The sequence below is a fragment of the Paenibacillus sp. TAB_01 genome (genome assembly GCF_043945595.1).
GTDB lineage: Bacteria > Bacillota > Bacilli > Paenibacillales > NBRC-103111 > Paenibacillus_S.
In genome coordinates this window covers 1,265,503-1,290,264 of the sequence record NZ_JBIFNP010000001.1, presented here as the reverse complement: position 1 = coordinate 1,290,264, position 24,762 = coordinate 1,265,503, and the positions used below count along the sequence as shown (strand labels likewise).

The following is a 24,762-nucleotide window of genomic DNA, read 5'->3' as shown; positions in this document are numbered from 1 at the left end:
GAATACGATTTTCCGGTTCCGTTCTTCCGGCTTCCGGTTTACCTTTTACCGTTTCCGGTCGATAAACCATCTCCCCCGATGATCGATCGTACAGAAAAAAACCTCTTTAAACTCACGAACTCCTTTGGATTGCAGCTGGCTTTTCAGCCAAAACCTCGTCTTCCCGATTTTTTCCAGGCCATCGTCCTGTACCTTTCCATCCATGATAAGCGGTACGGGCAGGCCCTCGTAGCGAATTTTCGGCTGCTTATCGTCCGCCTCCTGCGGTGCAGGGGGCTTTTTTTCCACAACGGTCAGCTTTCCGGACGGCTCCAGAATGGCAAATTCCACATCCGCCACATCCATCACCCTGTTCTGTCTCAGCTGCAGCAAAAGATCGTCCAAGTTATAGCGGTGCTGCTTCATCACTTTGCGGTTCAGCTCTCCGTTCTGAATAATGTAAGCGGGCTTTCCTTCAAAAAGCCGGCGCAGCTTCTCATTTTTCAGCGACAAAAAGGCAATGAAGATTTGAACGCCAACCAAGGTGATCATCGGCAAAATTCCTTCGAACATCGGCTTCTCCGTATCCTCCAGCACAAAAACCGCAATTTCCGCTATCATGATCGAAATGACCAGATCAAATACCGACAGCTTTCCGATCTCGCGCTTTCCCATAATGCGCAATGTCAGGAAAACGATAAAGTAAACCAAAATGGTGCGAAAAAAAAGGGTCAGCATATCCGCGGCTCCTTCCTCGGTTGAGTACAGGGCTGTTTCCATGGATATTTTGACCTTGGGGTTATCATGTCATACCGTTTACCGGCTTACGAATTGTTGGCAATAATCTCTGTTTGAACCGGCTATGTATTACAGCAGCACGAATATCACATAGGCTGATGCAGCAATTAACGAGAACAGCGCCGTCCATGCTCCGAACTTCATAAACTGTACGAAGGTAAGCCTGTGCCCTTCCCGCATGGCAAGTCCGGAAGCGATGATGTGAGCCGTCGAACCAAGCAATGTAGCACTGCTGCCGATCCCCGTTCCCAATGCCACACTCAGCCATAAGGCACGGATCTGACTTCCGTCCGCTGCGTCCAAATGGGAAATCAAAGTCCGGACAAGCGGGATGACCGCGGCTGTGTAAGGTACTCCATCCAGCGTGGCGGAAGCAATGCCCGATACCCAGAGTAGAAGCAGGGAAAGATATCCGGGATTTCCGGAAGAAAGCTCCATCAGCTTGACCGCCGCCTGGTTCATTACGCCTGTCCGTGTAACCCCGCCTGCTAAAACAATAAACCCTAATAAAAAAGCCAATGTTCCCCAATCTACGGAAAATACGGCATCCTTCCATCTGCCCTGCTTCACGTTCAGCAAAATCAGCAGGACCGCGCCGCCTATTGAAATCCAGGCAATCGAGAACGGCAGCTTGGACTGGAGAATAAACCCGGCAATAACGAGCAGCCATACAACCGATGCAGCCGCTGCCGCCCTCTTGTCCCGGAGGAGAGACGGCGTGTCCCACGATTGCAACGTCGCTGCCGGCAGGACGGCTTCTCTCCATACCTTGGCATACCCTACACGAAAGACAACCAGCAGTACGCCATAGCTCAGCACCATAATCGGCCCCAAGCGCATCCAGAAATCGTTAAAAGTAAGCGCTCCCCCCTCCAGCGTCCCCAGCAATACATTCGGCACGGTGCCGATTAACGTCGCGCTTCCTCCCAGCGTGGCCGCTATCGACTCCCCTATAATCCAGGGAAGCGGCGGCCATCCGTTCTTCTTAGTTAATGACAAGGTTAACGGCACCAGAATGAGCACCATACTTACCGAATCCAGAAACGCCGCCCCGCATGCGGCGACAAGCGTCAAGACAACGAAAAGCCGGAATGCGCTTCCGCCGATTCGCTGCGCCAGTTTAACGGCCAGGAATGCCGTCAGGCCGGTCTCGGCTGCCATCCCCGACATAACCATCAAGCCCGCGTACAGAAAAATCGTTTCCCAAGCCAGATGACTTCCCCACAGCGCGCCGAACGATTCAACGCCGAGCAGGAGCATAAGAATTACGCCGCCCCAGGCCACGTAAGCCCGAGGCAGACTCCCTGATACAATCAGTGCAAAAGCTGCTATAAAAATAATCATTCCGGCTATCTGCTGCCATTGTGCAAGCTGCCATTCCATAATTGTTTCCACTTCCTTTCGGTGATTTCCGAAAAAAACTCATTCCGGTTTTTTCCAAATTGAACGTGGTAGGATGCACCCGACATTATACTTGATTTCCCTCCTCTCCGTCCAGAACAACCCGTACTATTTTTATGTACGGACCCATACAATGATGATAGAAGAGTTGTGAAAGGAGAACCGGACCCATGAAGCAATCGCCTTTATTCTCTGGTTTAATGTTCGCTATGGTATTTATGCTCATCGGCACGCTGTTGACTTCTTTATTGATGCTTGCAACCAGTCTGCAGGAAAGCTCCTTGTTCGCCTATACCATGTCCATTCACGGCATCGCCATGTTTATCGGGGGCATCGTCTCCGGGAAACGAAGCGAGAGCAAGGGCTGGTATCACGGCGGCGTGCTGGGGATCGTGTATACGCTTATCGTCTGGCTCATCGGCTTCCTGGCCTATGATGCGGGCTTCTCGGCGCAAACCCTCTACCTGGCTCTACTGTCCTTTGCAGCCGGCGCGTTGGGAGGCATGATTGGTGTTAACGTTAAAAAATAGGACGGGTCATCCGCCCCGCCGCCCCATGCGACCGGCAACAAAAAATGCGAGCCATCCTATTGCCAGGAGGCTCGCATTTTTTGGTGTTTCTCCGTACTTACTTCTTCTCTTCCGCAGAAGCGGTGCTTGACACCGCATTCACCGCAGAACGCTCGAAGGTGAGCTTGGTTACATCGTTGACACGCAAAATAACCGTATCGTCGGTAATCTCCAAGATCGTTCCGTGAAGGCCTCCGATGGTGACGACCTTATCGCCTTTTTTCAGATTGCCCAGCATCATGGAACGTGTCTTTTGACGCTTCTGCTGGGGACGAATCAATAAGAAATACAGGACGACAAACATTAAAACTAACGGACCGTATGTAATTAAATAACCTTCCAGCCCCTGCGCTTGAGCAGGTGCATCAGCTGCTAACCACATGCGTTATCCCCCCTTTCCCTTTACTATACGTTTAAAAACCTTTTCCGTTTTCATCTAAGCCGTATTTTTCAAAAAAATGATCACGGAAATCCAGCAGCCGGTCTTCTCGAATCGCTTGCCGGACCTGACGCATCAGCTCTAACAGGAAGTGAAGGTTATGATACGTTGTCAGACGAATCCCGAACGTCTCGTCCGCTTTGAGCAAATGCCGTATATACGCGCGCGAATAATTCGTGCACGTGTAGCAGGAGCATTCCGGATCCAGCGGGCCGAAATCTTCGGCAAACTTGGCGTTCCGTATGACCAGCCGGCCTGAGCTTGTCATGCAGGTGCCGTTCCGTGCAATACGAGTCGGAAGCACGCAATCGAACATATCGATCCCGCGTACCGCTCCTTCGAGCAGCGCATCCGGCGAGCCTACGCCCATCAAATAACGCGGCTTGTTGAACGGCATCAGCGGCACCGTATAATCCAGCACCTCGTACATTAGGTGCTTGGGCTCACCGACGCTTAATCCCCCAATAGCATACCCCGGGAAATCCATGGAAGTCAACTCTGCTGCGCTCTGTTTGCGCAAATCCTCGTACATGCCCCCTTGAATGATCGCAAAAAGGGCTTGATCGTCCGGCCGGGCGTGACTTTGCAGGCAGCGTTCGGCCCAGCGCGTCGTACGCTCAAGCGATTGCTTCGCATAAGCATGCTCAGCGGGAAAGGGCGGACATTCGTCGAACGCCATCATAATGTCCGATCCGAGCGCATTCTGTATTTCCATCGCCTTCTCCGGCGAAAGAAACAGCTTGTCCCCGTTCAAATGCGATTTGAAGGCAACGCCCTCTTCGCTGATTTTGCGCATATCGCTCAAGCTGAACACCTGGAAGCCGCCGCTGTCCGTCAGAATCGGACGGTCCCAGTTCATGAACCGGTGGAGTCCTCCCGCTTTTTGGACAATCTCATGGCCCGGACGCAAAAAGAGGTGGTATGTGTTGCTTAAAATAATGTGCGCGTCCATCGCCTTGAGCTCTTCCGGGCTCATCGTTTTCACCGTCGCTTGCGTACCGACCGGCATGAAAGCAGGCGTTTCAATAACGCCGTGCGGGGTGTGCACCCGGCCCAGACGGGCTCCGGATTGTTTGCACGTTTTAATATGTTCGTAAGTTACTGCAGGCAAGATCATCACTCTTTCTATATTTACCTCTGCCCGGAAGGCGGAGCTTCCGCCGTCCCGGGGACTTTTCCGATGCGTCTGAGTCTGAGCTAATAAATAAACATCGCGTCGCCGAAGCTGAAGAACCGGTATTCCCGCTCCACCGCTTCCTTGTACGCCGCCATAATCTTCTCCCTGCCTGCCAATGCGCTGATCAGCATCAGCAGCGTCGACTTCGGCAGGTGAAAGTTGGTCAGCAGCGCATCGACCACCTGAAGCTCAACACCCGGATAGATGAAGATACTCGTCCATCCGCTGCATTCGGCCAGCTTGCCCGGATGCGGGCTTACCCGTGCGGCCGTTTCCAGCGTCCGTGCCGAAGTGGTGCCCACGGCGACGACGCGCCGCCCCGACGCCTTCGCAGTATTGATACGGTCCGCCGCTTCGGCGCTGACCTCATAATACTCCTCGTGCATCTCGTGCGACTCGACATCGTCCACCGTGACGGGACGAAACGTTCCCAGACCGACATGGAGCGTAATATACGCTAATTGTATACCTTTTTGTTCCAGCCTATGCAAATAGTCCTTCGTAAAATGCAGGCCGGCGGTCGGCGCCGCGGCCGAGCCTTCATGCTTCGCATAGACGGTCTGATACCGTTCGCGCTCCGGCAGCTGCTCCTTGATGTAAGGAGGCAGCGGCATCTGCCCCAGCCGGTCCAGCAATTCGGGGAATATCCCCTCATAGGTGAAGCGAATGACGCGGCTGCCCATATCCCGCTCTTCCTCCACCGTCGCCGTAAGCAGCGGCTTCGCGCCGCCCTCGGTATCCTCGCTTCCGAAGACAATGACCGAACCGGCCTTCAGCCGTTTGGCCGGCCGGACGAGCGCTTCCCAGCGGTCTTCTTCCAGCTGCTTCAGCAGGAGCACCTCGGCTTTGGCTCCCGTATCCGCCTTCACGCCAAAAAGCCGGGCAGGCAGCACCCGCGTATCGTTCAACACGAGCACATCCCCGGCTTCCAGATAATCGATCAACGCTTCAAATGTTTCGTGACGGGTTTCCCCCGTCACTTTGTTCAAGGTTAACAGCCGGGAGGATGTACGGTCACTTCAACGGCGTTTGGGCAATTAATCTTTCCGGCAGTTCATAGTCAAACCATTCTACTTGCATATCGGCTTCATTCCTTGATTATAGAGACTCCTACATAGTAGGTCTGCAATATTTTTTTGTAATCGTAGCCAAGCTCCGCATAGCCCTTGGCGCCCCATTGCGACATCCCGAGCCCGTGACCGAAGCCCGTTCCTTTAAAAATAAAGGTCGATTGCTTGTCCGTCGCCCGGACCTGTCCGCTGCCGTTCAGCACGAACATGGACGCATCGGTTACCGGCTCCGCCTTGGCTGCGCCGTCGCCGCTCAAATACACGGTCGGCATAGCAGGCGATTGGCTGCGAACCGTTCCGTTCGCTCCCAATATAGTATACCTTCCCGTTTCTTCAATATCAAACCGGGTGCTCGGCAAATTGTTGAACAGGCTGCGCAGGGCGTCCGGGTAAGGAGGCTTCAGCTCCTGGCCGTTCGCCTTCACTTGCAGCGCGCGTCCGGAAGGTCCGCGCTGGGACACCTCCAGTTGATCGATCACCCCGCTGATCGGCTTAGCCAGCACGGCGTTGATCCTGGTCTTCAGCTTCTCGCTGTCGTACGGTCCGCGGATCCAGGAGTAGGCATTGGATTCCACCGCCTGATCGAAGACGACGAACCGGTCCCCGATATCCACCTTGAACAAGGCCGGATTGGCGGCGTTGTCGACGTAAGGCGCCGGACGCACGCTGACCCCCATATCCGTCGCCTCGTAGTAAGGCAGACCCGCGGGATTCTTTTCCCCCGTATCCCGGGCGTAATCCGAATGAATGTATCCCATTCTGCCGTTCGGCTGCACAATCCGGTACCAGATCGCTTTTCCCTTAGCGGCGCCTTCATCCGGCGTAGCTACACTTTGCAGGTAATCGACCTTGTTACCCCACACCTCGGTGGAATCGGCCGTCAGCCCGCCGGCATTCGAATAAAACAGCGGCGAGATCAAACCTTTCTTGTCGGCCAAAACCTCGCCTGCGGTGCCTTGAACCGCCTCGGCGGCGGAGGGGAATTCCACCTCCGCTCCTTTGTAAGCCTGATCCAGCGTCGTATCCGATACGTGAGCGATCTGGTATTTGACTCCCTGCATCAAGGCATATGTACGCGCTGCGACAGCCTGCGCCTTCAGCGCTTCCAGCGGCCAGTCCTTGCTGAGCTCCGAGCTGACGACGGAGACGAGGTACTGTTCAAAAGGAAGCTCGTTAATAACGGCGAGCTTTCCGTTCAGTCCGGACAGCTCTATGCTGCCGTGATATGTATACTCCGACCGCTCCATTACCTTCACGGTCGACGCCGTCGCAGGCGAAACGGACCATTTGCCTGCGGTGCTGCCGATCATCAGATGGGGGGAACTCTCAGCCGTTCCGGCTTCCGCAGCCGGCAGCTCCATTAGCTTAAGCGCATACGGCTGAGCCGGATCTAGCGCCTGCAGAGCAACCCCAGGCAGCGCTGCGGTCAGCTGCTGCTTTACAGCGTTCAGCTCTGCCGTATCCGAAGCGCTGCCGGCCATGACGGCAAACGACGCCACGCCGTTAGCCGAGCCGATGAGAGCGACGTCGGCGTCGAAGCCTGCCTGCCCGATCGCTGCGGCCTGGGCCGCTGCAGCCTCCTCGGTAGCGAAGACGCCTGCATTCCAGTGCAGCGGGCCTGCCACACGCGGCGCAAACCCTTTGGCAGCGCCTGCGGAGGCGGAAACGGCCGCAAGCTTATTGATTGCGGCCGCTGCGGCCGCCTTCGAAGCGTAAGGCCCCGCAAGCAGCTGATACACAGGCTTGCCCAGCTTTTCGCGCACCGCGATGACGCCGGCTTCTTTAGCCGCCGTCAGCTTCGCCGCTGCCGCCTTCGCCTGCGCTGCATCTCCAGTCTCTAGCAGCAGCGCCCGGTAACCGTCCAGCGAGGCTCTGAGCGTCTTGGCGCCGGACACAACCGGAATAGGAGTCCCGGGCTTCCCATCGGCTCCGGTCAATGCCGCCGTCAATCCTTTATCCGAGGATAAGGTGACCGACGGTGTAATATCGCTGTATTTCCCCGTATCGATAAATAGTGCCACTCTTATGTTATCCAGCTTGGGCAATGCCGCAGATGCTGCCGCTGCCGCTTCTGCGGGCGCCGCCGGGACAACCGCTGCAAAAGCTCCCAGAACCAGCGTATGTATCCCTAAGGCTAACGCCCACTGCCGCATAGATCCCGATGCAGAATGCCGTTTCTTCATTATTATTGTGCCATCCTCTCCCCGAAGTTGTATGTATCCCGCCGTCCGGCGGCGGGGGCCGAGTCAGCGGTTATCCGGTATAGGAAGACCCAGATGCTGATAGGCCTGATGAGTCGCGACCCGGCCGCGGGGGCTCGCTGCAAAAAGCCGATTTGAAGCAAATAAGGCTCATAAACGTCTTCGATCGTCTGGCTTTCCTCGCCGATCGTTGCCGCGATCGTATCCAATCCGACGGGCCCGCCTTGAAAGCTCATAATAATGGCGCGGAGCATCTTATGATCGATCTCATCCAGACCGAGATGATCGACCTGGATGCCCAAAAGCGCCGTCCGCGCAATATCGACGGTAATAATACCGTCCCCCATGACTTGCGCGTAATCTCTTACCCGCTTGAGCAGCCGGTTGGCGATCCGCGGCGTTCCCCGCGATCTTCTGCCGATCTCCTCCGAGGCTTCGCCGACGATCTGCACCTGCAAAATGTCCGCCGTCCGGCTGACGATGAAGGCAAGCTCGTCGACATTGTAAAACTCCAGCCGGCTGACGACTCCGAAACGGTCTCTAAGCGGAGCGGACAGCAAGCCTACGCGTGTCGTCGCTCCGACCAGGGTGAACTTCGGCAGATCCAAACGAACCGAGCGGGCGCTCGGGCCTTTGCCGATAATAATATCCAAGGCGAAATCCTCCATCGCCGGATAAAGAACTTCTTCAACGGTCCGGTGAAGGCGGTGAATTTCATCGATGAACAGCACGTCGCCTTCCTGCAGATTCGTCAGTATCGCCGCCAGATCTCCCGGACGCTCGATAGCCGGGCCGGAGGTCGTGCGCACATTGACGCCCAATTCGTTGGCGATAATGTTCGACAGCGTCGTTTTGCCGAGTCCCGGAGGCCCGTAGAGAAGCACGTGGTCGAGCGCTTCCTTGCGCATTTTGGCGGCTTCGATATAGATTTTCAAATTTTCCTTCGCTTGGGTCTGACCGATGTATTCGGCCAAATAACGCGGACGGAGGCTTAATTCCATCGTTTGTTCTTCCATCATCAGATTGGCTGAAATAATCCGGTCCTCCATGGTGTCGTCCTCCTTCTACCGCATGGACTGCTGGTACAACGCCTGCAGCGCCAGCTTCATCACCGCATCCACGGTTTCTCCGCCGATCAGCTTCGGCTTGATCGCCTGCCCCGCCCGGTCGGCTTCCGCTTCCGTGTAGCCGAGCGCAAGCAGCGCGGCCTTCGCTTCGCTCCAGGAGTTGAGGCCCTGCGGCGCAGCGAACAGATCGTCCGCGCCGCTGAAGGCGGACAGCGATTCCGCCGGAGTTGAGATGCCGCCCAGCTTGTCCTTCAAATCCAGAATGATCCGCTGCGCCGTTTTACGGCCGATGCCCGGCAGCTTGGTCAGGAAATTAATATTTTCCTGCTGGATGGAAGCCGCGATGGCTTCCGGTCTGCCGCCTCCGGCCAAAATGCCGATGGCCACCTTCGGCCCAATGCCGTTCACTTCAATGAGCAGACGGAACAAAGACTGCTCCTCGCGGGTCGTAAAGCCGAAGAGCAGATGGGCGTCCTCACGTACCTGATAATGAATAAAGAGCGTCGTCTCCTCCCCCTCCTTCAACGAAGCGGAGTACGGATTGGCGCAGAATACGCGGTAGCCCACGCCTCTTACGTCCATCACCACATAGTCGATCTCTCTATGTACAATCGTTCCTCTTAAAAAATCGATCATCGTTTGGTTACCTCGTTCATTTTTTGTTGAAGCGTCGAGGCATGGGCATGGCAGATCGCGATAGCAAGCGCATCGGCCACATCATCCGGCTTCGGAGCGGCCGATAAATGCAGCAGCATCCGCACCATTTCCTGCACCTGCTTTTTCTCTGCCTTCCCGTAGCCGACAACCGATTGCTTCACCTGAAGCGGCGTATATTCCGCAATCGCAATACCTTTCTGCACGGCCGCAAGCAGCAGAACGCCCCTCGCCTGCCCTACCGTAAACGCCGTCGTCACGTTGCGGTTAAAAAACAGCTTCTCGATCGCCACCGCATCCGGTTTATATTTGTCCAGCAGCTGCAACCGCCGCATCGTAAACCATCTGCAGACGCAGGGCATGATCCGTATGCGCCTCCGTCTGAATACTGCCATATTGAACCGGCACAAGCCGGGAGCCTTCCTTATCCACAAACCCGAAGCCGACAATCGCAATCCCCGGGTCGATCCCCATAATCCGCAACCGCTGCACTCTCCATTCTAAAAGCGAACATATGTGTTCACCTGCCATTATAGCAGATATTGCCTCACCTGACACGCCCCAAAAGACACAAAACGGCTGGATAACATAACCACACCCTATTTTTGCGCAGTTCCGGAAAAATAAAAAAACCCGCGGCTTGTCCCGCAGGTTCGTTTCGGCTTATTTGAGCTGTTTGAGCTTCTCTTCAACGGCAAAATCGGCAAAGGTGGACAGCACGCTGTTGTATTCCTCCAGATTATTGACGGGAATGCCGCGATACAGCTGCTTCACCGTTTCTTTCGGCAGACTGCTTTCCAGATATTGAATATTCAGCTGGAAAAAGGTGCGGATCACCTGCTTGCTTTCGGGCACTCCTTCGAACAGCGATAAATTACCCCCGGCATCCAGTCCGAAGTAAGCATTATTTTTACATTGCGGCGACAGGTCGTCTATCTTTTCCGTAAAGTAAATGTCTCCCGCTTCCCCCATCGTAACCGTGAGAACCGGGTGCTCTTTATGATATTGTAAAATTTGCTGCGGCGTCATCTTGCCGAGCAGCTGCAGCTCTTCGCCGCAAACGTAGGCTTTTTTCGCATAGGCCTCCCGCTGGCCCTTCATCTGATTCACAACGGACATTACCTCTTCCTCCGGCTGAACCTGAACCACCTGGCTTATTCCTCTGCCGAATACCGGCTGCTCTTCGCTCACGCCCCGCCCTGGAAATAACGTTCCTTTGTTCAGCATGGCTAATGCGAGCATCGTCAGTCCGGCTGCAGCCAAAATAGATGCCAAAGTGATCCAGCGACGCTTCCAACGCAGCTTTTTTTTAATTTTGTTTAGCAAGTTGAGAAGAATCATCCGCATCCCCTTCTATCGATTGTATGAGCTTGTCGAGAAACCCTGAATTGGCATGATACTCCGGTGGGGTATCCTCCTCCAGCCGCTGTTGAAATCCGTGAATTGGATGGGAATTAGCGGTATTTTCACGGATTTCAAAGGCGGACGTGAACTAAGCGTTTTTCGTAGAAAAACGGGCTTCGTAAGCTTGGATCCCCCGCCTGCGTTAGTACGCATGGATCACTCAGGGCGGCTTTCTCGACAACCTATGTATCTTTTTTTACCATTTTTCCCATCTGCTGGTCTGAATATACGGAAGCCTGCTCAAACGAAAAAAAGGGCCGGCCCCGCTATACTTTCAGCGGCGGGCCAGCCCGGGTTTCATGCAATGAGCCGGATTGCTATACGTTAATCCATGGCGAGCGTTTCGACTTCGGTTTGGCAGAGGTTCTGCCGCTTGTTTTCGGTGCGGAGCTGCGGCCGGAGCCTTGTGTCCGGGTTCTTTTCTTGCTCGGAGCTGCTTGCACGGATTCCGCCGCTCCCGAAGATACGGACGACACTTGACCCGAGGAGGTTCTCATTTCTTCTTCATCGCCTCTCGATTTATCACCCCAGACGTATTCATGCTGTCCGGGATAAGGGAACCCTGCATAAGGGTGCGCCGGATACCCAGGGTTCGGGTACATTCCGCCGGGAAAAGCGGATGTCATGGCCGTCGGATCGAATCCATGATGGAAAGGCGATAATTCTGCCGAAGGCATCATGCCCGGAAAGCCATGGCCTGGATACATAGGCTGGTATCCTTGCGGCGCATGAGTCAAGGCCGGCATTTCCGCATGAGGCGTCAGCGGATAAGGAATCGGCTGGCTGTGCGGACCCGGGCCACCGCAGCCGCAGTCTTTTTCATACAGCGGGTGCGTGAAATCCGGATACGGCTGAGCAGGGAAGCCGCCAAAAGGCATTTGCCCCGCAGACGGCATATTCGGGAAAGCCGGAAGATCAGGCGCCTGCCATGCGGCCGGGCTCACATCGTTCGGCTGCGAGGACATCACTTCCGTCGCAGGTACATGGAAAGGCTTGAACAGGTCCGATGCCGGCCCTTGAGCGCTGAAATTCGGCAGATTCGCAGGCACTTCCGGCATCTGATCCGGCGCCTGCTGCGAGAACGGACTCACATACATAGGCTGGTTCGGATTACTTTCCGCCATCGGCTGCTCCATTGTAAACGGAGAGTACGGAGCCGGCATATTAGGCATTTGATGATACGGCATCTCCATATTCGGAGCATGGTGATACGGAAGCTCCATATTCGGCGATGTATGCTGAGGCATCTCCATGTTCGGTAATGTATGCTGGGGCATCTCCATGTTCGGTAATGTATGCTGGGGCATCTCCATGTTCGGTAATGTATGCTGAGGCATCTCCATATTCGGAGTATGGTGGTATGGAAGCTCCATATTTGGCGCCGTGTGCTGAGGCATTTCCATGTTCGGCATATTAGGCATATTGGGGATGTTAGGGATATTAGGAATGTTAGGGAACGGGATAAAAGGCATTTCCGCCGTCGGTTCGGCTTCCGCATTCGGAACATTCACTTGAGGCAACGGCTCGACAGGCATCGGGGCAACCGGCTCGGTTTGGATCGGCGCCGTATTTTTCTTATGCCCCTGGCCTCCGTGATAGTGATGGTGCGAGCCCTGTTGACCTGTTTGTGGCTTAGTCTTAGGGATATACACCGTTTCGCCCGTCATCAGCACGCTCGGGTTTTTCAACTGCGGGTTCGCTTCAATCATGTCATTCAAGGGAACATTCCAAGCCTTGCCGAGCTTCCATAGCGTATCCCCCTGCATGACGATATGCTTGTAGAGATAGTCTGACGGCGGTTCAACCGGCTTGGGCGCGCTTGGAATTTTCACCTTCATACCTACATCAATGACATTGGGATCGGGGATCTGAGGATTCAGCGCGATCAGCGCATCCAGATCTACATTGTATTTTTGCGCAATCTGGTAGAGGGTGTCGCCTTTCTTGACCATATGGATTTTCACTGCACAAACCTCCTTCAAGTATTCACTTTAGCAGCCTTTCTCCATCAACTTGTTCGTTCCAGAGAACACTTTGCTGTCGACGCGGTTTCCGCTTCCGGCATGAGACACGCGACGAAATAAAATGACAATACAGTTTATGCAGGCAGGTAGGCATTTGACCATCGATTTGGCTAAAAAATGTGTGCGCTGTATTGAATATCCATTGTCGGCCATTCAAATCCACGCCCCTACGTATGCGGATATGCAAGTCCGGCCGTCTTGGTCTATACGTCAAAAAAGCAAGAGAAAACGAATCCCTTGCGAGATGCCGGTTTCTTCTTGCTTCATTCTATGTGTATGAGCTTGTCGCTTATTCGTAAACCTTTACGCCGTCTATTTCCACGAGCTTGCGGAACTCCTGAAGCAGATTCGTTGTAATCGGTCCGGCCTTGCCTTCTCCGATGATTCGGCCATCGACCTCCCGGACTGCGATAACCTCTGCAGCCGTTCCGGTGAAGAAAACCTCGTCCGCCACATAAACGTCATGCAGGGTAAACGGCTCTTCCTTCAGCTTATACCCGAGCTTTTCGCTCAGCTCCATGATAGCCGCACGCGTGATGCCTTCCAGTGCGCCGACATAACACGGCGGGGTGTAGATGACGCCTCTTTTGACGATAAAAATGTTGTCCGAGGAGCCCTCAGCCACGTACCCCTGCGAGTTCAGCATAATAGCTTCGCCGACTCCGGCCAGGTTCGCCTGAATTTTCACCAGTATGTTGTTCAAATAGTTCAGCGATTTGATCTTCGGATTCAGCGCGTCCGGCACGTTGCGGCGTGTAGACACCGAGACGGTTTTAAGCCCGTTCTGATAAGCCTCCTCCGGGTAAATGGAAAGCTGCTCAACGATGATAATCACATTCGCTTTCGGCGAACGGCGCGGGTCAAGACCGAGATCTCCAGGGCCTCTGGATACGACCAGACGTATATATCCGTCCCTTAGTCCGTTGCGCCGAATCGTCTCGCTCAGCACCTGCTGCATTTCATCCTGGGAAAGCGGAATATCCAGCATAATCGATTTGGCGGAGTCATACAAACGGTCAAGATGCTCCTTCGATTTAAAGATATTGCCGTTGTAGACCCGAATGCCTTCAAAAATACCGTCTCCATACAAAAATCCATGGTCATAGACGGAAATTTGCGCGTCTTCCTTGCCGACATACTTTCCATTCAAATAGATGATTTGCGGCATACCTTACTACACCTCCGAGTGTACAGGCTCATAAGAATAGGTAGGATAACAGCCTAATATGCGAACCTGGCAGCCAATCGCTTCAATCTCTTGAAGCGCCGCCGGGAGCAGCACGGAATCCAGGGATGCCTCAACATCGATATAAAAGTAATAAGTGCCCAGCTTCTTCTTCGTCGGTCTGGACTCGATCTTGGACAAGTTGATCCGGCGCCATGCAAAGGCGGACAGCAGCTGATGCAGACCGCCCGGATAGTCGTCCGGCAAGGTGACGAGAATCGTCGTTTTGGTCAGGCTGGCCGGCCGCTCCGGCAGCCGGAGCGGTTCGTTGCCGACCAGAACAAAGCGGGTATGGTTATTTTGATGATCCTGCACGCCTTGAGCCCAAGTATGCAGGCCGTACAGAGTGCCCGCTCCATTCGGGGCCAGAGCCGCCACGTCGGGCCGCTTCAGCTCGCTGACCATGCGGGCCGCTTCACCGTTGCTGCCCACCTGCTCCAGCTCCACGTGCGGCAAATATTGACGCAAAAACTGCCTGCACTGCGTCAAGGTGACGCCGTGCGAAATGATTTTGGTCAAGCCGCCGCAGCGCGAATCCAGACTTCCCGTTCCCGGCTCAATCCCCAGCAGATTGATCGAAATAGGGAAATCCCACTCGGCCTGCATCGGCAGATCCACCTCATGAATAAGCCAGTCGAGATGCAGACGGACCGAGCCGTCGAACGTATTCTCGATCGGAATGACACTGTAATCCGTTTCCCCATTCACCGTGGCCATGAATACATCGTCGATCAGCTTGTAATTGACGTACTCATAAGCGTCGCTGCTGCCCAGAAAGCTGTGTACCGATTCCTCCGTGAATGTGCCCGGACCTAAAAGCGCGATTCGCTTCATGTGCGGACATCTCCTTTGATGTTTTCGAATAATGTACACCCTGCATCAAAGTGTGTCAACACCTTTACGCCGCCGGTATCCGGCTGCAGCCACAGCAGCGTCGCTTCGATCTGCTCGCTCTGCAGCGTGGCGAGCAGGAACCGCTCCAGCTCCGCCTTGCGGGAGCTGCCGCGGTCGACCAGCGCGAGCATCGTCGGGCCCGCGCCGCTCAAGGCTACGCCCAGGGCGCCGTGGTCCGTCGCCTCGGCGAGGATCTTGGCCAGCCCTGGGACCATGGCGGCCCGGTAAGGCTGGTGCAGCGCGTCTTTCATCGCGCGCGGGATCATATCGAGCCGCCCGGTGCACAGGGCGGCGACAAGCACGGACGAATGGCCGACGTTGAAGACGGCATTCGTCAGGCTCTGCTCGCGCGGCAGCACGTGCCGCGCCTTCTCTGTCGACAGCTCGAAGTGCGGGATCGCCACCAGCACTTCGAGTCTGTCGTCCGGCTCGACGCGGATGTGCTCCGCGCGCTGCCCGTCCCAGAAGGCGACGACCAGTCCGCCGAATAGGGACGCCCCGACGTTGTCGGGATGGTCCGTCAAGCTCCGTCGCCATCTGAAAGAGAGTATCGTCGGACAGCGGGCTGCCGATCAGCGCATTGGCTGCCGTCAGTCCGCCGACGATAGCCGCCGCGCTGCTGCCCAGTCCGCGTGTCAGCGGAATGTCGCTGTACATCGCGATTTCCAGCTCCGGATGCTGTACGCCGGCCTTCTCGAACACCATCTGGGCGACCTTGTAGATCAAATTCGATTTATCCGTTGCGATGCCGCTGACCTGCTCGCCGAACAGATGAATTTTCGTTTGCTCCGCAAAGCCCATTTCAATCCATTCGTATAAATTGAGCGCCATGCCCAGCGTATCGAAGCCGGGACCGAGATTCGCCGTACTGGCAGGCACCTTGACGTATACCTTCTGCTTGCTTCCGTTTAAATTTGCGCTTGCATTAGCTCCCATAAATGCGTACCTTACCCCTCTACCCGATACACGCTCTTGATCTCGTGAACGACATCCATCTCTTCAAACTGCTTGAGCACCTTCTTCATTGCCGCCTGATTCGCATCATGGGTAATGATGATGATTTCCGCTTTCGGATTCGTCCGGTTCGGGTGCTGCAGCACCGATTCCAGGCTCACTTCATGCTTGGCGAACACCTGCGTGATCTGCGCCAATACCCCGGCTTTGTCCTCCACGTGCAGCAGGATGAAGTTTTTCGAAGCGATCTGCTCGTCGGACTTCAATTTTTTCTCTTTATAAGGAGCAAACCCGCGTTGGCCGTTGATGCCGAGCTTCAGGTTCCGCACCACCGCAACCAAGTCCGCTACGACCGACGTCGCCGTCGGCAGCTCTCCTGCGCCCGGTTCCGTAGAACATCGTTTCGCCAACCGCTTCGCCGTACACATAAACTGCGTTAAACACGCCGTTCACCGAGGCCAGAGGATGGGACTGCTTCACCATCGTCGGCTGCACGCTGACACTGATATGATCGTCCTGCGACTCCGCGATGCCGAGCAGCTTCACTTCATAGCCGAGACGCTTGCCATAAAGAATATCTTCCTTCGTCACCTGGCTGATGCCGCGAACGGACACATCGCTCAAAGCGACATTGGCATGGAAGCCGAGCGTAGCGAGAATCGTCATTTTGCGCGCCGCGTCAAAGCCTTCCACATCGGAGGTCGGATCCGCTTCCGCATAGCCGAGCTGCTGCGCTTCCTTCAGCACATCGTCGTAAGCCGCGCCTTCCTGGCTCATTTTCGTCAAAATATAATTGGTCGTTCCGTTCACAATCCCCATGATTTTCGTAATCCGGTCGGAGGAGAGCCCCTCCACCAAAGTGCGGATAATCGGAATCCCGCCGGCTACGCTCGCTTCGTAGAACACGTCGCAGCCTTTCTCGGAAGCCTTGGCCAAAATTTCTTGACCGTGCAGCGCCATCAAATCCTTATTGGCGGTAACGATATGCTTGCCGTTCTCCAGCGCCTTCAAAATGTAGGATTTGGCCAGATCGATGCCGCCCATTACCTCGATCACGATGTTGATTTCCGGATCTTCAATAACATCCCACGCATTCTCCGTCAGCTTGTCGCTTGAGATCGCAATATTTCTCGCCTTGCTCTTATCTTGAACCAAAATTTTGGAAATTTCGAGCGAAGCGCCCGTTTGGCTTATCAAATCCTGCTGGTTTCCTTCTACTATGCGGACAACGCCTGTCCCTACCGTTCCAAGGCCGAGTAGGCCGACTTTAATTGGTTTCATCTTCGTTTCCCTCCTAATGTAATTGCATGTCTCTCTTTATTTAACCCTGCCCTACGATCGTTGCCCGGCTGACCCCGTCCTGCTCGCGCAGCTTCTCCAGCAGATGAGCGACAGGCTCTCCCATCAGCGAAGTCTCTACGGAAATCACGACATTGGCCACTCCCTGCAGCGGAATCGTCTGGTGAATTGTCAGCACGTTGCCTTCCAAACCTGCAATCATGGCCAGCACGCGGGACAAAATGCCCGAACGGTGCTCCAGATCCATCGATATCGTCACAATGCGCTCTCGATCGAGCTTGCTTAACGGAAAAATACCATCCTTGTACTTGTAAAAGGCGCTGCGGCTTAATTCCACCTGCTCTGCGGCTTCATGAATCGTCTTCACTTCGCCCCGGGCCAGCAGTTCTTTGGCCTGCACCGTCTTGATGAGCGCTTCAGGTAAAATATCCTCGCGAACCAAATAGTACCGTTCACTGCCGATCTCCGCCTCTTTTTTTCCCAGCACAGTAACAGTCCTCTCTAAAAAGACGATTGTTTCTACATAGTGGACATTATATCGAAAATGCGTCCTATCGGCAATAGGCAGTTTTCGCAATCCCCGCTAGTCACAAAGTTTCCACCTTTGTACGCTATCCAACCGAAACCGGTTCGTGCTACAGTGGGGTATAGGCGGCGGGGAGCGCAGCTCCCCTGCGCTGCAACACGGCAGTAAAGGAGAGAAGCCTTTTGATCCGGGCACGCATGTTGGCGACGGCCATGCTGTTTAACGGCAATGACCTATTGATGATGAAACGCTCAATGACCCGCACGTTAAATCCGGGGATGTGGGCCGCGGTAGGCGGGCACTTGGAGCCCGAGGAATTAAACGATCCGCGAACGGCCTGCCTCCGGGAAATATACGAAGAAACCGGCCTTGCCGAGCACGAAATCCACGATCTTCATCTGCAATATATCCTGCTGCGTCTAAACCAGAACGAAGTCCGGCAGCAGTTTATTTATACCGCGCGAACCGCACGCCGCGACATTCTCCAAACGGACGAGGGCGTGCTGCACTGGATCCCCCTGGATCAGGTGCTGAACCGGAAAATCCCTTTTATTTTTCACAGCTTGCTTGAGCATTATTTCACCCATGGGCCCACAGCTCATATATGGGTGGGCAGCGCAGGCTTCGATCACGAGAGCCGCCCCGTTGTCCAGTGGGCCCCGCTTATCGATCCGATGGCGCTTTAGCCATGCAGTAAATATCCCCACAAAGTGGCGCTATGCTTCGAAGCGGACTCAGGTACTTTGCGGGGGCCCCGGAACCATATAAAACATCCCCACAAAGTGGCGCTATGCTTCGAAGCGGGCTCAGGTACTTTGCGGGGACCCGTTCTATCATGTCAAAAAAACCGTAAGGACGCAGCCTGCTGCCTGTCCTTACGGTTTTCGTCTTTGCTGATGCCGCTAATCAATAAATGCGCCAGACTATTTTGCCAAAATAGCGCTAGCTCGCCGCTCCCGCTAATTCGCCTGCTTTCGCGGACGAAACTCGCTCTTGTTGCTCATATCCCGCCATTTATCCAGCACCTTCAAGGCTTCCTTGCGCTGCAGCAGCGAACGGGCCAGCTGGAAGCCCTCCTCGTAAGAGCCGACCTTGTCAAACCAATACAGCCGCAAGCCCGCATTAAAAATGACATGCTCCCGCTCGTTATGAATATCGTCGGACTCGTCTCCGGCAATAACTCGGGACAGCGTCCGCAACTGCTCTTCCTTGCTGCACTTCTCCAGCGTGTCTCCGCGAAAGCCAAATGTAGCCGGATCGATGACGCTGGACTCGTCTCCCCAGGCCGTCACCTTCCGGATCGCGCTTGTTTTATAAATCGGCAGATCCTCCGAGCCTTCGATCCCTTGAACGATATAGGCCGTTTCAAAGCCGGATTTCGGCAGCAGGTGGATCAGATGGTCCATCGCCGTTTTATGATTCACGCCAATAATGATATTTTGGGAATGAACGGGGTTCATCACCTTCTCGACCGTATTAAAAAACGTGCGGAGTCCCATCTGCTCGCGAATATGGCGGACTCTGCCGAACGGAGGACAGATCAGATCGGTCCAGATAAATCCGATATTCAGAGCGAGGAAAATTTTCTCCCACTCCCTCGCTTCAAGCTCCACCTGTACGCCCATGCCTTCCAGCAGCTCTTTGACGGACTGCCCCAGCTTGGGCGGCAGCGATTCGCTCCCGTGAAGCACCTGAGGAAATCCGACGGAGGCGAGGAGCAGACTGACCGGGAGCGTCACCGGAAAATAATGCCGTCCGTCATAAGGACCCGCACAGTTTAAGGAATTGGAAAAAGAACGGTACGGCAGCGAATATTTACGGAATACATCGATGAAGCCCATCATTTCCTCATCGGCTTCGCCTTTCATCCGCATAGCCATAAGGAATGCAGCGGTCTGTGCGTCAGTCGACTCTCCCCGCGCAATCGCGTGGGCCGCAGCGACCGCTTCATCATACGTCAAATGGCGCGAGCCCGTTTTTCCGGTACCTACCGTTTTGATCCATTGCTTCATGATGTCACCTCGTTTCGGAATCGGTCGGATGAACGCATATGCGAATTTGCAGCACGTTCCCGGTATCGTTAAAGGGCAAAATCGCAAGCAGAATCTCTGCTTACGAACGCCGTTTCAGTAGTACAGCCTTCCTTCGTTCAATAGTTAACTCCGGAGCCGGATGCCGCCCATGCCTTTCTCCAGCTGCGGGTTACCGCATAGAAGGCCAAGGTGACGGCAAACACAAGGCAGGCGACGACAAGAAATCCGGTAACATGCGATCCTGTCGCCTGCTTTAAGGGACCGAGCACGTTGTTCGGCAGCAGAAACCCGCCTAATCCCCCGGCCGCGCCGACAATTCCGGTGACTACGCCGATTTCTTTGGGAAACCGCTGCGGCACCAGCTGAAAAATCGAACCGTTGCCCATGCCGAGGCAGGCCATCATAATGCTTGTAAAAATCAGCATCGTTACAAAGGATCCCGGCATCGTCGAAACGGCAAAGGCGCATACCGTGATCACAGAGTAGAGCACGAGCATGAAGCGCATACCGCCGATTCTGTCGGCGATATACCCGCCCACGGGCCTAAAAAAGCTGCCGGCGATCACCGTAATCGTTACGAGGTAGCCAATTTGAATTTTGCTCAGCCCTCCGGCTATCGTATTGTCGCCGTACACATCGTAGAAGAAGATGCTGAAGTAGTTGGAAAAGCCTACGAAACCGCCGAAGGTAATCGCGTAAAACAGGCTGAACCACCACGTATCCGCATTTTTAAAAGCAGATAAATAATCGATCCATTTCTTAGGCGCCGGCTGGTTCGGGCTGTCCTTAGCCAGGAAAATATAAATGATAAGAACGAGCGTCAAAGGAATCATCGTCAGGCCGAATACGTTATGCCAGCCAATCGAGGCGGCCAATTGAGGCCCGAAAAAGGTGGCCAATGCGGTTCCGCTGTTCCCGGCCCCGGCGATGCCCATTGCCAGTCCCTGATACTGCGGCGGATACCAGCGGCTTGCGAGCGACAGGGAAACGGCGAAGCTTGCTCCGGCAATCCCTAATAAAAAGCCCAGAGACTGTACTTGGCTCAAGCTCGTTCCTCCAAGCCAGCCCCATAGCAGCGGGATGATGGTGAGCACCATACCGATGATCCCTGTTTTTCTCGATCCGATCCGGTCCGCCAGAATGCCCATCGGTACCCGGAAGATCGAGCCTCCCAAAGTAGGAATAGCGACCATCGTCGCTTTCTGCGCATCCGTCAGCCCGAAATCCTTTGTAATGTAGAGGGAAAGTGCACCGCATAATACCCAAATCATGAAACTTACATCGAAATAGAGAAATGCTGACAACAAACTCGGAAAATGTCCTGATTTCCGAAATTCTCGTACATCCATTCTACATTACCTCCTCATTATAACGCTTTTCTTGTTTTTCGTGTACCATTTATGTAAGAATTATTGACATATTGCTACTATACATTTCAAAAGCGGAATTTTCAATCCTATTTTTTAAAAATAGTTCATGTTTTTGATTTATTTCCTATAAACATTTTTCCTTTTGGTGATTAAAAACTTTTATTTACGAACATTATTAAAATAAAATTTCTTCATTGTTCGTATATTTATCGATAATAAGCAAAAAAAATAGACGCCCTGCTCCCATGAAGTTAACATGAGCACAGGACGCCTAGTCCCAATTATTTTTCAGACCGACTTTAGACCGATCGTATTCTATTCCCGTTCAACGAACTCGAATTCAAAATCGCCGATACGCACGGTTTGTCCATCCTTCGCTCCGCGTTCACGCAGCGCCTGGTCGATTCCCTTTTTACGCAGTATCCGCGCAAAGCGCATAACCGCTTCTTCCGTACTGAAGTTCGTTCGTTTAATGAGCTTCTCCAGACTCGGACTTTCCACAACAAAATCGTCGTTATCCCGACGGATCGTGTAATCCTCGTCATCTTTGGCTTCCAGCCGGTATACCTTCCGTTCGGACAGGCTCGCCAATTCCTCCACATGCGGCATTTCAGGAATCGTCTCCAGCAGGTCGGCAATTTTATACAGCAGCTCTTGAATCCCACGCTTCGTGACAGCCGAAATTTGGATGATCTCCGCCGCCGGATTCACCTCAGCCAGCTGCTCCTTGAACACGGCGAGATACTCCTCCGCCTCAGGCATGTCCATCTTGTTGGCAACGACGATCTGCGGCCGTTCCTCCAGCTTGCTGTTGTACAGCTTCAGCTCTTCATTAATCTTTTGCCAATCCTCGAACGGATCCCGCCCGTCGGTCGCCGCCATGTCCACGATATGAACGATAACGCGCGTCCGCTCGACGTGCCGCAAAAATTCATGGCCCAGACCGACGCCTTCATGGGCGCCTTCGATCAGTCCCGGCAAATCCGCCATTACGAAGCTGCGGCCGTCCCCTACATCAACAACTCCCAGGTTCGGGGTTAGCGTTGTAAAATGATAGGCGCCGATCTTAGGCTGCGCCGCCGAAACAACGGAGAGCAGCGTCGATTTGCCCACGCTCGGGAAACCGACCAGGCCGACATCGGCCATCACCTTCAGCTCCAGAATGACCCAGCGTTCTTTGCCTTCCTCGCCATTCTCGGCGATTTCCGGAGCCGGGTTGTTCGGCGTTGCAAAGCGGATGTTACCGCGTCCGCCGCGTCCGCCTTTGGCTACAACCACTTCTTGCTCGTGGCGCGTTAAATCGGCCAGAATCTCCTGCGTGTCGTCATCAATGACGACCGTACCCGGCGGCACTCTTACGATCATATCATCGGCATTCGCGCCATGCTGGCTCTTATTACGGCCTTTTTCACCGCGCTGCGCCTTAAAATGCTTCTGATAGCGGAAATCCATCAGCGTACGCAAGCCTTCGTCCACGCGGAAAATCACATCTCCGCCGTCTCCGCCGTCTCCGCCGGCCGGGCCTCCTTCCGGAACGTACTTTTCTCTGCGGAAGGCCACCAGTCCGTCGCCGCCATCGCCGCCCTTGACGTAAATCTTCGCTTTATCTACAAACATGTTCCACCTCTTTATATATTCAACGGTACCCAAATTTCAATATCCGTCTGATAATCTTCCACGTTAATGAGCGATCGGGTCTGTACACAGCACTGCCGCAGCAGCGGCTGAACCTTCTCGTCTACCCATCGACTGTCGAGTCGGCCTTCATAACGAAAATCCGCTTTGAGAGCATCGTTCTCCGCACCTAGCCGAAGCGTCATCCGATATTCGTTATCCGGATGCTTAACCGCCTGGCTCTTCAACAGCTCCATGACCGCTATGAGCATGTGACCTATGCCTTCCGCATCCGCAAACAGCTCATTCAAATGAATTTCCTGTTCCATATGTACGTCCAGCAGCAGATTCTTCGCCTCGGTCTGAAATGAAAACAGATAAACCACCAGCTCCGGCACACCCAGCTTGGCAACCAAGCTTTCCGTCTGTACCTTTACTCTTATTTTCTCCATGAGGCCGTCTAATTTATCATATTTTTTCAATTTTATATAGCCGAACAGCAACTGGATCTCATTCATCCAATCGTGGCGGTAATGATTAAATAAGGAGATCATCCGAAGATATTGTTCCGTTTCCCATGCACCGACAGGAAGCTCCGGAACGTTCGCCATGCCTACAGCCGTTTGATTAACTTGCTCGTTGTTCGAACGGTTAGAATTCATTGCCTGACCTCTTTCGATCCACGCACCCGCGCTTGATCCTAGCCTTAACAGTATAGCATGTTGTTCCAAAATATTCATCGGTTCGACGTCTATTCGCAGCTACAAAAATAACCCCGGCGATACTTAAATCGCCGGGGTTATCGTCGATGACGGAATTATACTTCCAAAGCCGCAGCCACAGGCGCAGCGTCCACAGGGTAGACGCTAACTTTCTTGCGATCACGACCCAAACGCTCAAATTTCACAACGCCTTCCACTTTCGCGAACAGCGTGTCATCGGAACCGATACCAACGTTGTTGCCTGGGTGAATTTTCGTTCCGCGTTGACGAACCAGGATGCTGCCTGCAGTCACTTGCTGACCGTCAGCGCGTTTTACGCCCAGACGTTTCGCAATACTGTCACGACCGTTCTTTGTGGAACCTACACCCTTCTTGGAAGCGAACAATTGAAGATTTAATTGTAGCATGGTGTCTACCTCCTTCTTCATTAATGTTTGTCTTGCATAGCTATATATGCACCGTACGATTGTTCTATGGATTGCAGCATGACGATCATCGATTCCAGCAGCATCTGTACCTTCTCTGACAACGACGGTTCCAGCTTATCGGGAACGGTTACTTCCAGCAAGCCATGTTTGGTGGCCGCTCTCAGCTCCAGACCCAGTAAAGCCTCCACCGCGTTGACGGTACCGACAGTCACCGCCGAGACGCCGGCACAGACAATGTCTTTGCCAGATTCGTCGTACAGCGCATGACCTTTTACCCGGAACGATTGAATCCGACCGTCCGCATCCCGTCTGATCGTTACTCGAATCATAGCCTGTCCTTAAGCTTGGATTTTGTCAATCACAACTTTAGTGTAAGGCTGACGGTGACCTTGCTTGCGACGGTAGTTCTTTTTCGCTTTGTATTTGTAAACGATGATTTTCTCACCTTTACCGTGCTTCTCCACTTTCGCGGATACAGCTGCGCCGGAAACCAGCGGAGCGCCAAGCACCAAGCCGCTTTCTTTGGATACAGCCAGGACTTTATCGAAAGTAACGGATTCGCCTTCGCCTGCGTTCAATTTCTCGATGTAAAGAACATCGCCTTCTTGAACTTTATACTGCTTACCACCTGTTTCAATAATTGCGTACATTTTCGTTGCACCTCCCTCATGTCTCAGACTCGCCTAAAAGCCAGGTGACATACGCCTTGCGGCGATGTGCTTTGAGAACCCGCTTCGTGCGGTTACAGCATGTTTTGCAACATACCTGAATATCTTATCACAAGCGGGACACCAATGCAATGCCTAGTTCCTGCTTATTTGATGAAACAACCCCACAAAGTGGGGCTACTGCTTCGAAGCGGACTCAGGTACTTTGCGGGGACCCCGAAAACCTATATATTCTATCATGTCAAG

General features: G+C 53.9%; 20 protein-coding genes, 5 pseudogenes and 1 other annotated feature. Of the genes and pseudogenes, 2 read left to right on the top strand and 23 right to left on the bottom strand.

Translation table 11 applies throughout. The annotated features are described in order from the left end of the window. Positions 1–45 precede the first annotated feature (45 nt). Together ACHHV8_RS06275 and ACHHV8_RS06270 are read right to left on the bottom strand one after the other, a co-directional pair. Positions 46–717: a DUF421 domain-containing protein gene (locus tag ACHHV8_RS06275; protein ID WP_395157511.1), complete on the bottom strand. Its 672-nt coding sequence runs from the start codon at positions 715–717 to the stop codon at positions 46–48. A gap of 129 nt (positions 718–846) precedes the next feature. Next, positions 847–2,160: an ArsB/NhaD family transporter gene (locus ACHHV8_RS06270; RefSeq protein ID WP_395157510.1), complete on the bottom strand. Its 1,314-nt coding sequence runs from the start codon at positions 2,158–2,160 to the stop codon at positions 847–849. A 188-nt stretch (positions 2,161–2,348) separates the two neighbouring features. Between ACHHV8_RS06270 and ACHHV8_RS06265 the strand changes: the two genes are divergently transcribed. Beyond that, on the top strand, positions 2,349–2,708 hold the full coding sequence (locus ACHHV8_RS06265; RefSeq protein WP_395157509.1) for a TIGR04086 family membrane protein: 360 nt from the start codon (positions 2,349–2,351) through the stop codon (positions 2,706–2,708). Between the two features lie 97 nt (positions 2,709–2,805). On the opposite strand, the gene yajC is transcribed toward ACHHV8_RS06265, so the two are convergent. The 14 genes and pseudogenes from yajC to ACHHV8_RS06195 all read right to left on the bottom strand — a co-directional run bounded on the left by yajC (position 2,806) and on the right by ACHHV8_RS06195 (position 17,642). Beyond that, the gene (yajC, locus tag ACHHV8_RS06260) at positions 2,806–3,129 is read right to left on the bottom strand and encodes a preprotein translocase subunit YajC (protein WP_395157508.1); all 324 of its coding nucleotides are present in this window, start codon (positions 3,127–3,129) and stop codon (positions 2,806–2,808) included. A 31-nt stretch (positions 3,130–3,160) separates the two neighbouring features. Continuing rightward, the gene (tgt, locus tag ACHHV8_RS06255; RefSeq protein ID WP_395163435.1) at positions 3,161–4,300 is read right to left on the bottom strand and encodes a tRNA guanosine(34) transglycosylase Tgt; all 1,140 of its coding nucleotides are present in this window, start codon (positions 4,298–4,300) and stop codon (positions 3,161–3,163) included. A gap of 83 nt (positions 4,301–4,383) precedes the next feature. Further along, positions 4,384–5,443: pseudogene (gene queA, locus ACHHV8_RS06250) on the bottom strand (tRNA preQ1(34) S-adenosylmethionine ribosyltransferase-isomerase QueA). Positions 5,444–5,450: 7 nt separating this feature from the next. Next, positions 5,451–7,616, bottom strand: a complete 2,166-nt coding sequence (locus ACHHV8_RS06245) for a SpoIID/LytB domain-containing protein (protein ID WP_395157507.1) — start codon at positions 7,614–7,616, stop codon at positions 5,451–5,453. A 63-nt stretch (positions 7,617–7,679) separates the two neighbouring features. Further along, positions 7,680–8,683 (bottom strand): annotated as a pseudogene (gene ruvB / locus ACHHV8_RS06240) (Holliday junction branch migration DNA helicase RuvB). A 15-nt stretch (positions 8,684–8,698) separates the two neighbouring features. Continuing rightward, positions 8,699–9,337 carry a Holliday junction branch migration protein RuvA gene (gene ruvA, locus ACHHV8_RS06235; RefSeq protein ID WP_395157506.1) on the bottom strand — a complete coding sequence of 213 codons (639 nt, stop codon included), beginning with the start codon at positions 9,335–9,337 and terminating at the stop codon, positions 8,699–8,701. After that, a pseudogene (gene ruvC / locus ACHHV8_RS06230) lies at positions 9,334–9,838 on the bottom strand (crossover junction endodeoxyribonuclease RuvC). The gene ruvA and the pseudogene ruvC overlap by 4 nt, the downstream one beginning before the upstream one ends. Before the next feature lie 180 nt (positions 9,839–10,018). Continuing rightward, positions 10,019–10,696, bottom strand: coding sequence for a BofC C-terminal domain-containing protein (locus ACHHV8_RS06225; RefSeq protein ID WP_395157505.1), 678 nt, complete (start codon positions 10,694–10,696; stop codon positions 10,019–10,021). 380 nt (positions 10,697–11,076) lie between these two features. Then, complete coding sequence (locus tag ACHHV8_RS06220; RefSeq protein WP_395157504.1) at positions 11,077–12,723, bottom strand: LysM peptidoglycan-binding domain-containing protein; 1,647 nt, start codon at positions 12,721–12,723, stop codon at positions 11,077–11,079. Positions 12,724–13,072: 349 nt separating this feature from the next. Beyond that, on the bottom strand, positions 13,073–13,951 hold the full coding sequence (ilvE, locus tag ACHHV8_RS06215; RefSeq protein WP_395157503.1) for a branched-chain-amino-acid transaminase: 879 nt from the start codon (positions 13,949–13,951) through the stop codon (positions 13,073–13,075). 6 nt (positions 13,952–13,957) lie between these two features. Continuing rightward, a complete protein-coding gene (gene pheA / locus ACHHV8_RS06210; protein WP_395157502.1) occupies positions 13,958–14,842 on the bottom strand; it encodes a prephenate dehydratase in 885 nt (294 codons plus the stop codon). Continuing rightward, positions 14,839–15,838: pseudogene (thrB, locus tag ACHHV8_RS06205) on the bottom strand (homoserine kinase). The gene pheA and the pseudogene thrB overlap by 4 nt, the downstream one beginning before the upstream one ends. An 11-nt stretch (positions 15,839–15,849) precedes the next feature. After that, positions 15,850–17,137 (bottom strand): annotated as a pseudogene (locus tag ACHHV8_RS06200) (homoserine dehydrogenase). Between the two features lie 40 nt (positions 17,138–17,177). Next, a complete protein-coding gene (locus ACHHV8_RS06195; RefSeq protein ID WP_395157501.1) occupies positions 17,178–17,642 on the bottom strand; it encodes an ACT domain-containing protein in 465 nt (154 codons plus the stop codon). Between the two features lie 221 nt (positions 17,643–17,863). On the opposite strand from ACHHV8_RS06195, the gene ACHHV8_RS06190 reads away from it, so the two are divergent. After that, entirely contained in the window at positions 17,864–18,367 is a 504-nt protein-coding gene (locus tag ACHHV8_RS06190) for an NUDIX domain-containing protein (RefSeq protein ID WP_395157500.1), read from the top strand. Between the two features lie 273 nt (positions 18,368–18,640). Here the strand turns inward: ACHHV8_RS06190 and ACHHV8_RS06185 are convergent, their stop codons facing one another. The 7 genes from ACHHV8_RS06185 to rplU form a co-directional block, all read right to left on the bottom strand. Further along, complete coding sequence (locus ACHHV8_RS06185; RefSeq protein WP_395157499.1) at positions 18,641–19,693, bottom strand: anthranilate phosphoribosyltransferase; 1,053 nt, start codon at positions 19,691–19,693, stop codon at positions 18,641–18,643. A 137-nt stretch (positions 19,694–19,830) separates the two neighbouring features. Next, the gene (locus tag ACHHV8_RS06180) at positions 19,831–21,063 is read right to left on the bottom strand and encodes a nitrate/nitrite transporter (protein WP_395157498.1); all 1,233 of its coding nucleotides are present in this window, start codon (positions 21,061–21,063) and stop codon (positions 19,831–19,833) included. A gap of 336 nt (positions 21,064–21,399) precedes the next feature. Further along, positions 21,400–22,701, bottom strand: a complete 1,302-nt coding sequence (gene obgE / locus ACHHV8_RS06175; protein ID WP_395157497.1) for a GTPase ObgE — start codon at positions 22,699–22,701, stop codon at positions 21,400–21,402. A gap of 11 nt (positions 22,702–22,712) precedes the next feature. Then, a complete protein-coding gene (locus ACHHV8_RS06170; protein WP_395157496.1) occupies positions 22,713–23,360 on the bottom strand; it encodes a Spo0B domain-containing protein in 648 nt (215 codons plus the stop codon). A gap of 155 nt (positions 23,361–23,515) precedes the next feature. Beyond that, positions 23,516–23,827 carry a 50S ribosomal protein L27 gene (rpmA, locus tag ACHHV8_RS06165; RefSeq protein ID WP_395157495.1) on the bottom strand — a complete coding sequence of 104 codons (312 nt, stop codon included), beginning with the start codon at positions 23,825–23,827 and terminating at the stop codon, positions 23,516–23,518. Between the two features lie 20 nt (positions 23,828–23,847). Then, positions 23,848–24,177, bottom strand: a complete 330-nt coding sequence (locus ACHHV8_RS06160; protein ID WP_395157494.1) for a ribosomal-processing cysteine protease Prp — start codon at positions 24,175–24,177, stop codon at positions 23,848–23,850. Positions 24,178–24,186: 9 nt separating this feature from the next. Continuing rightward, positions 24,187–24,498 carry a 50S ribosomal protein L21 gene (gene rplU / locus ACHHV8_RS06155; RefSeq protein ID WP_094014395.1) on the bottom strand — a complete coding sequence of 104 codons (312 nt, stop codon included), beginning with the start codon at positions 24,496–24,498 and terminating at the stop codon, positions 24,187–24,189. Positions 24,499–24,513: 15 nt separating this feature from the next. After that, positions 24,514–24,602: a sequence feature (ribosomal protein L21 leader region), on the bottom strand. Positions 24,603–24,762: the final 160 nt, after the last annotated feature.

What these genes read in the sequence shown, in the direction of transcription:
- ACHHV8_RS06275 (WP_395157511.1), bottom strand. Translation starts at nt 717, where the DNA reads ATGCTGACCCTTTTTTTTCGCACCATTTTGGTTTACTTTATCGTTTTC.
- ACHHV8_RS06270 (WP_395157510.1), bottom strand. Translation starts at nt 2,160, where the DNA reads ATGGAATGGCAGCTTGCACAATGGCAGCAGATAGCCGGAATGATTATT.
- ACHHV8_RS06265 (WP_395157509.1), top strand. Translation starts at nt 2,349, where the DNA reads ATGAAGCAATCGCCTTTATTCTCTGGTTTAATGTTCGCTATGGTATTT.
- yajC (WP_395157508.1), bottom strand. Translation starts at nt 3,129, where the DNA reads ATGTGGTTAGCAGCTGATGCACCTGCTCAAGCGCAGGGGCTGGAAGGT.
- ACHHV8_RS06245 (WP_395157507.1), bottom strand. Translation starts at nt 7,616, where the DNA reads ATGAAGAAACGGCATTCTGCATCGGGATCTATGCGGCAGTGGGCGTTA.
- ruvA (WP_395157506.1), bottom strand. Translation starts at nt 9,337, where the DNA reads ATGATCGATTTTTTAAGAGGAACGATTGTACATAGAGAGATCGACTAT.
- ACHHV8_RS06225 (WP_395157505.1), bottom strand. Translation starts at nt 10,696, where the DNA reads ATGATTCTTCTCAACTTGCTAAACAAAATTAAAAAAAAGCTGCGTTGG.
- ilvE (WP_395157503.1), bottom strand. Translation starts at nt 13,951, where the DNA reads ATGCCGCAAATCATCTATTTGAATGGAAAGTATGTCGGCAAGGAAGAC.
- pheA (WP_395157502.1), bottom strand. Translation starts at nt 14,842, where the DNA reads ATGAAGCGAATCGCGCTTTTAGGTCCGGGCACATTCACGGAGGAATCG.
- ACHHV8_RS06185 (WP_395157499.1), bottom strand. Translation starts at nt 19,693, where the DNA reads ATGAAGCAATGGATCAAAACGGTAGGTACCGGAAAAACGGGCTCGCGC.
- ACHHV8_RS06180 (WP_395157498.1), bottom strand. Translation starts at nt 21,063, where the DNA reads ATGGATGTACGAGAATTTCGGAAATCAGGACATTTTCCGAGTTTGTTG.
- obgE (WP_395157497.1), bottom strand. Translation starts at nt 22,701, where the DNA reads ATGTTTGTAGATAAAGCGAAGATTTACGTCAAGGGCGGCGATGGCGGC.
- ACHHV8_RS06170 (WP_395157496.1), bottom strand. Translation starts at nt 23,360, where the DNA reads ATGAATTCTAACCGTTCGAACAACGAGCAAGTTAATCAAACGGCTGTA.
- rpmA (WP_395157495.1), bottom strand. Translation starts at nt 23,827, where the DNA reads ATGCTACAATTAAATCTTCAATTGTTCGCTTCCAAGAAGGGTGTAGGT.
- ACHHV8_RS06160 (WP_395157494.1), bottom strand. Translation starts at nt 24,177, where the DNA reads ATGATTCGAGTAACGATCAGACGGGATGCGGACGGTCGGATTCAATCG.
- rplU (WP_094014395.1), bottom strand. Translation starts at nt 24,498, where the DNA reads ATGTACGCAATTATTGAAACAGGTGGTAAGCAGTATAAAGTTCAAGAA.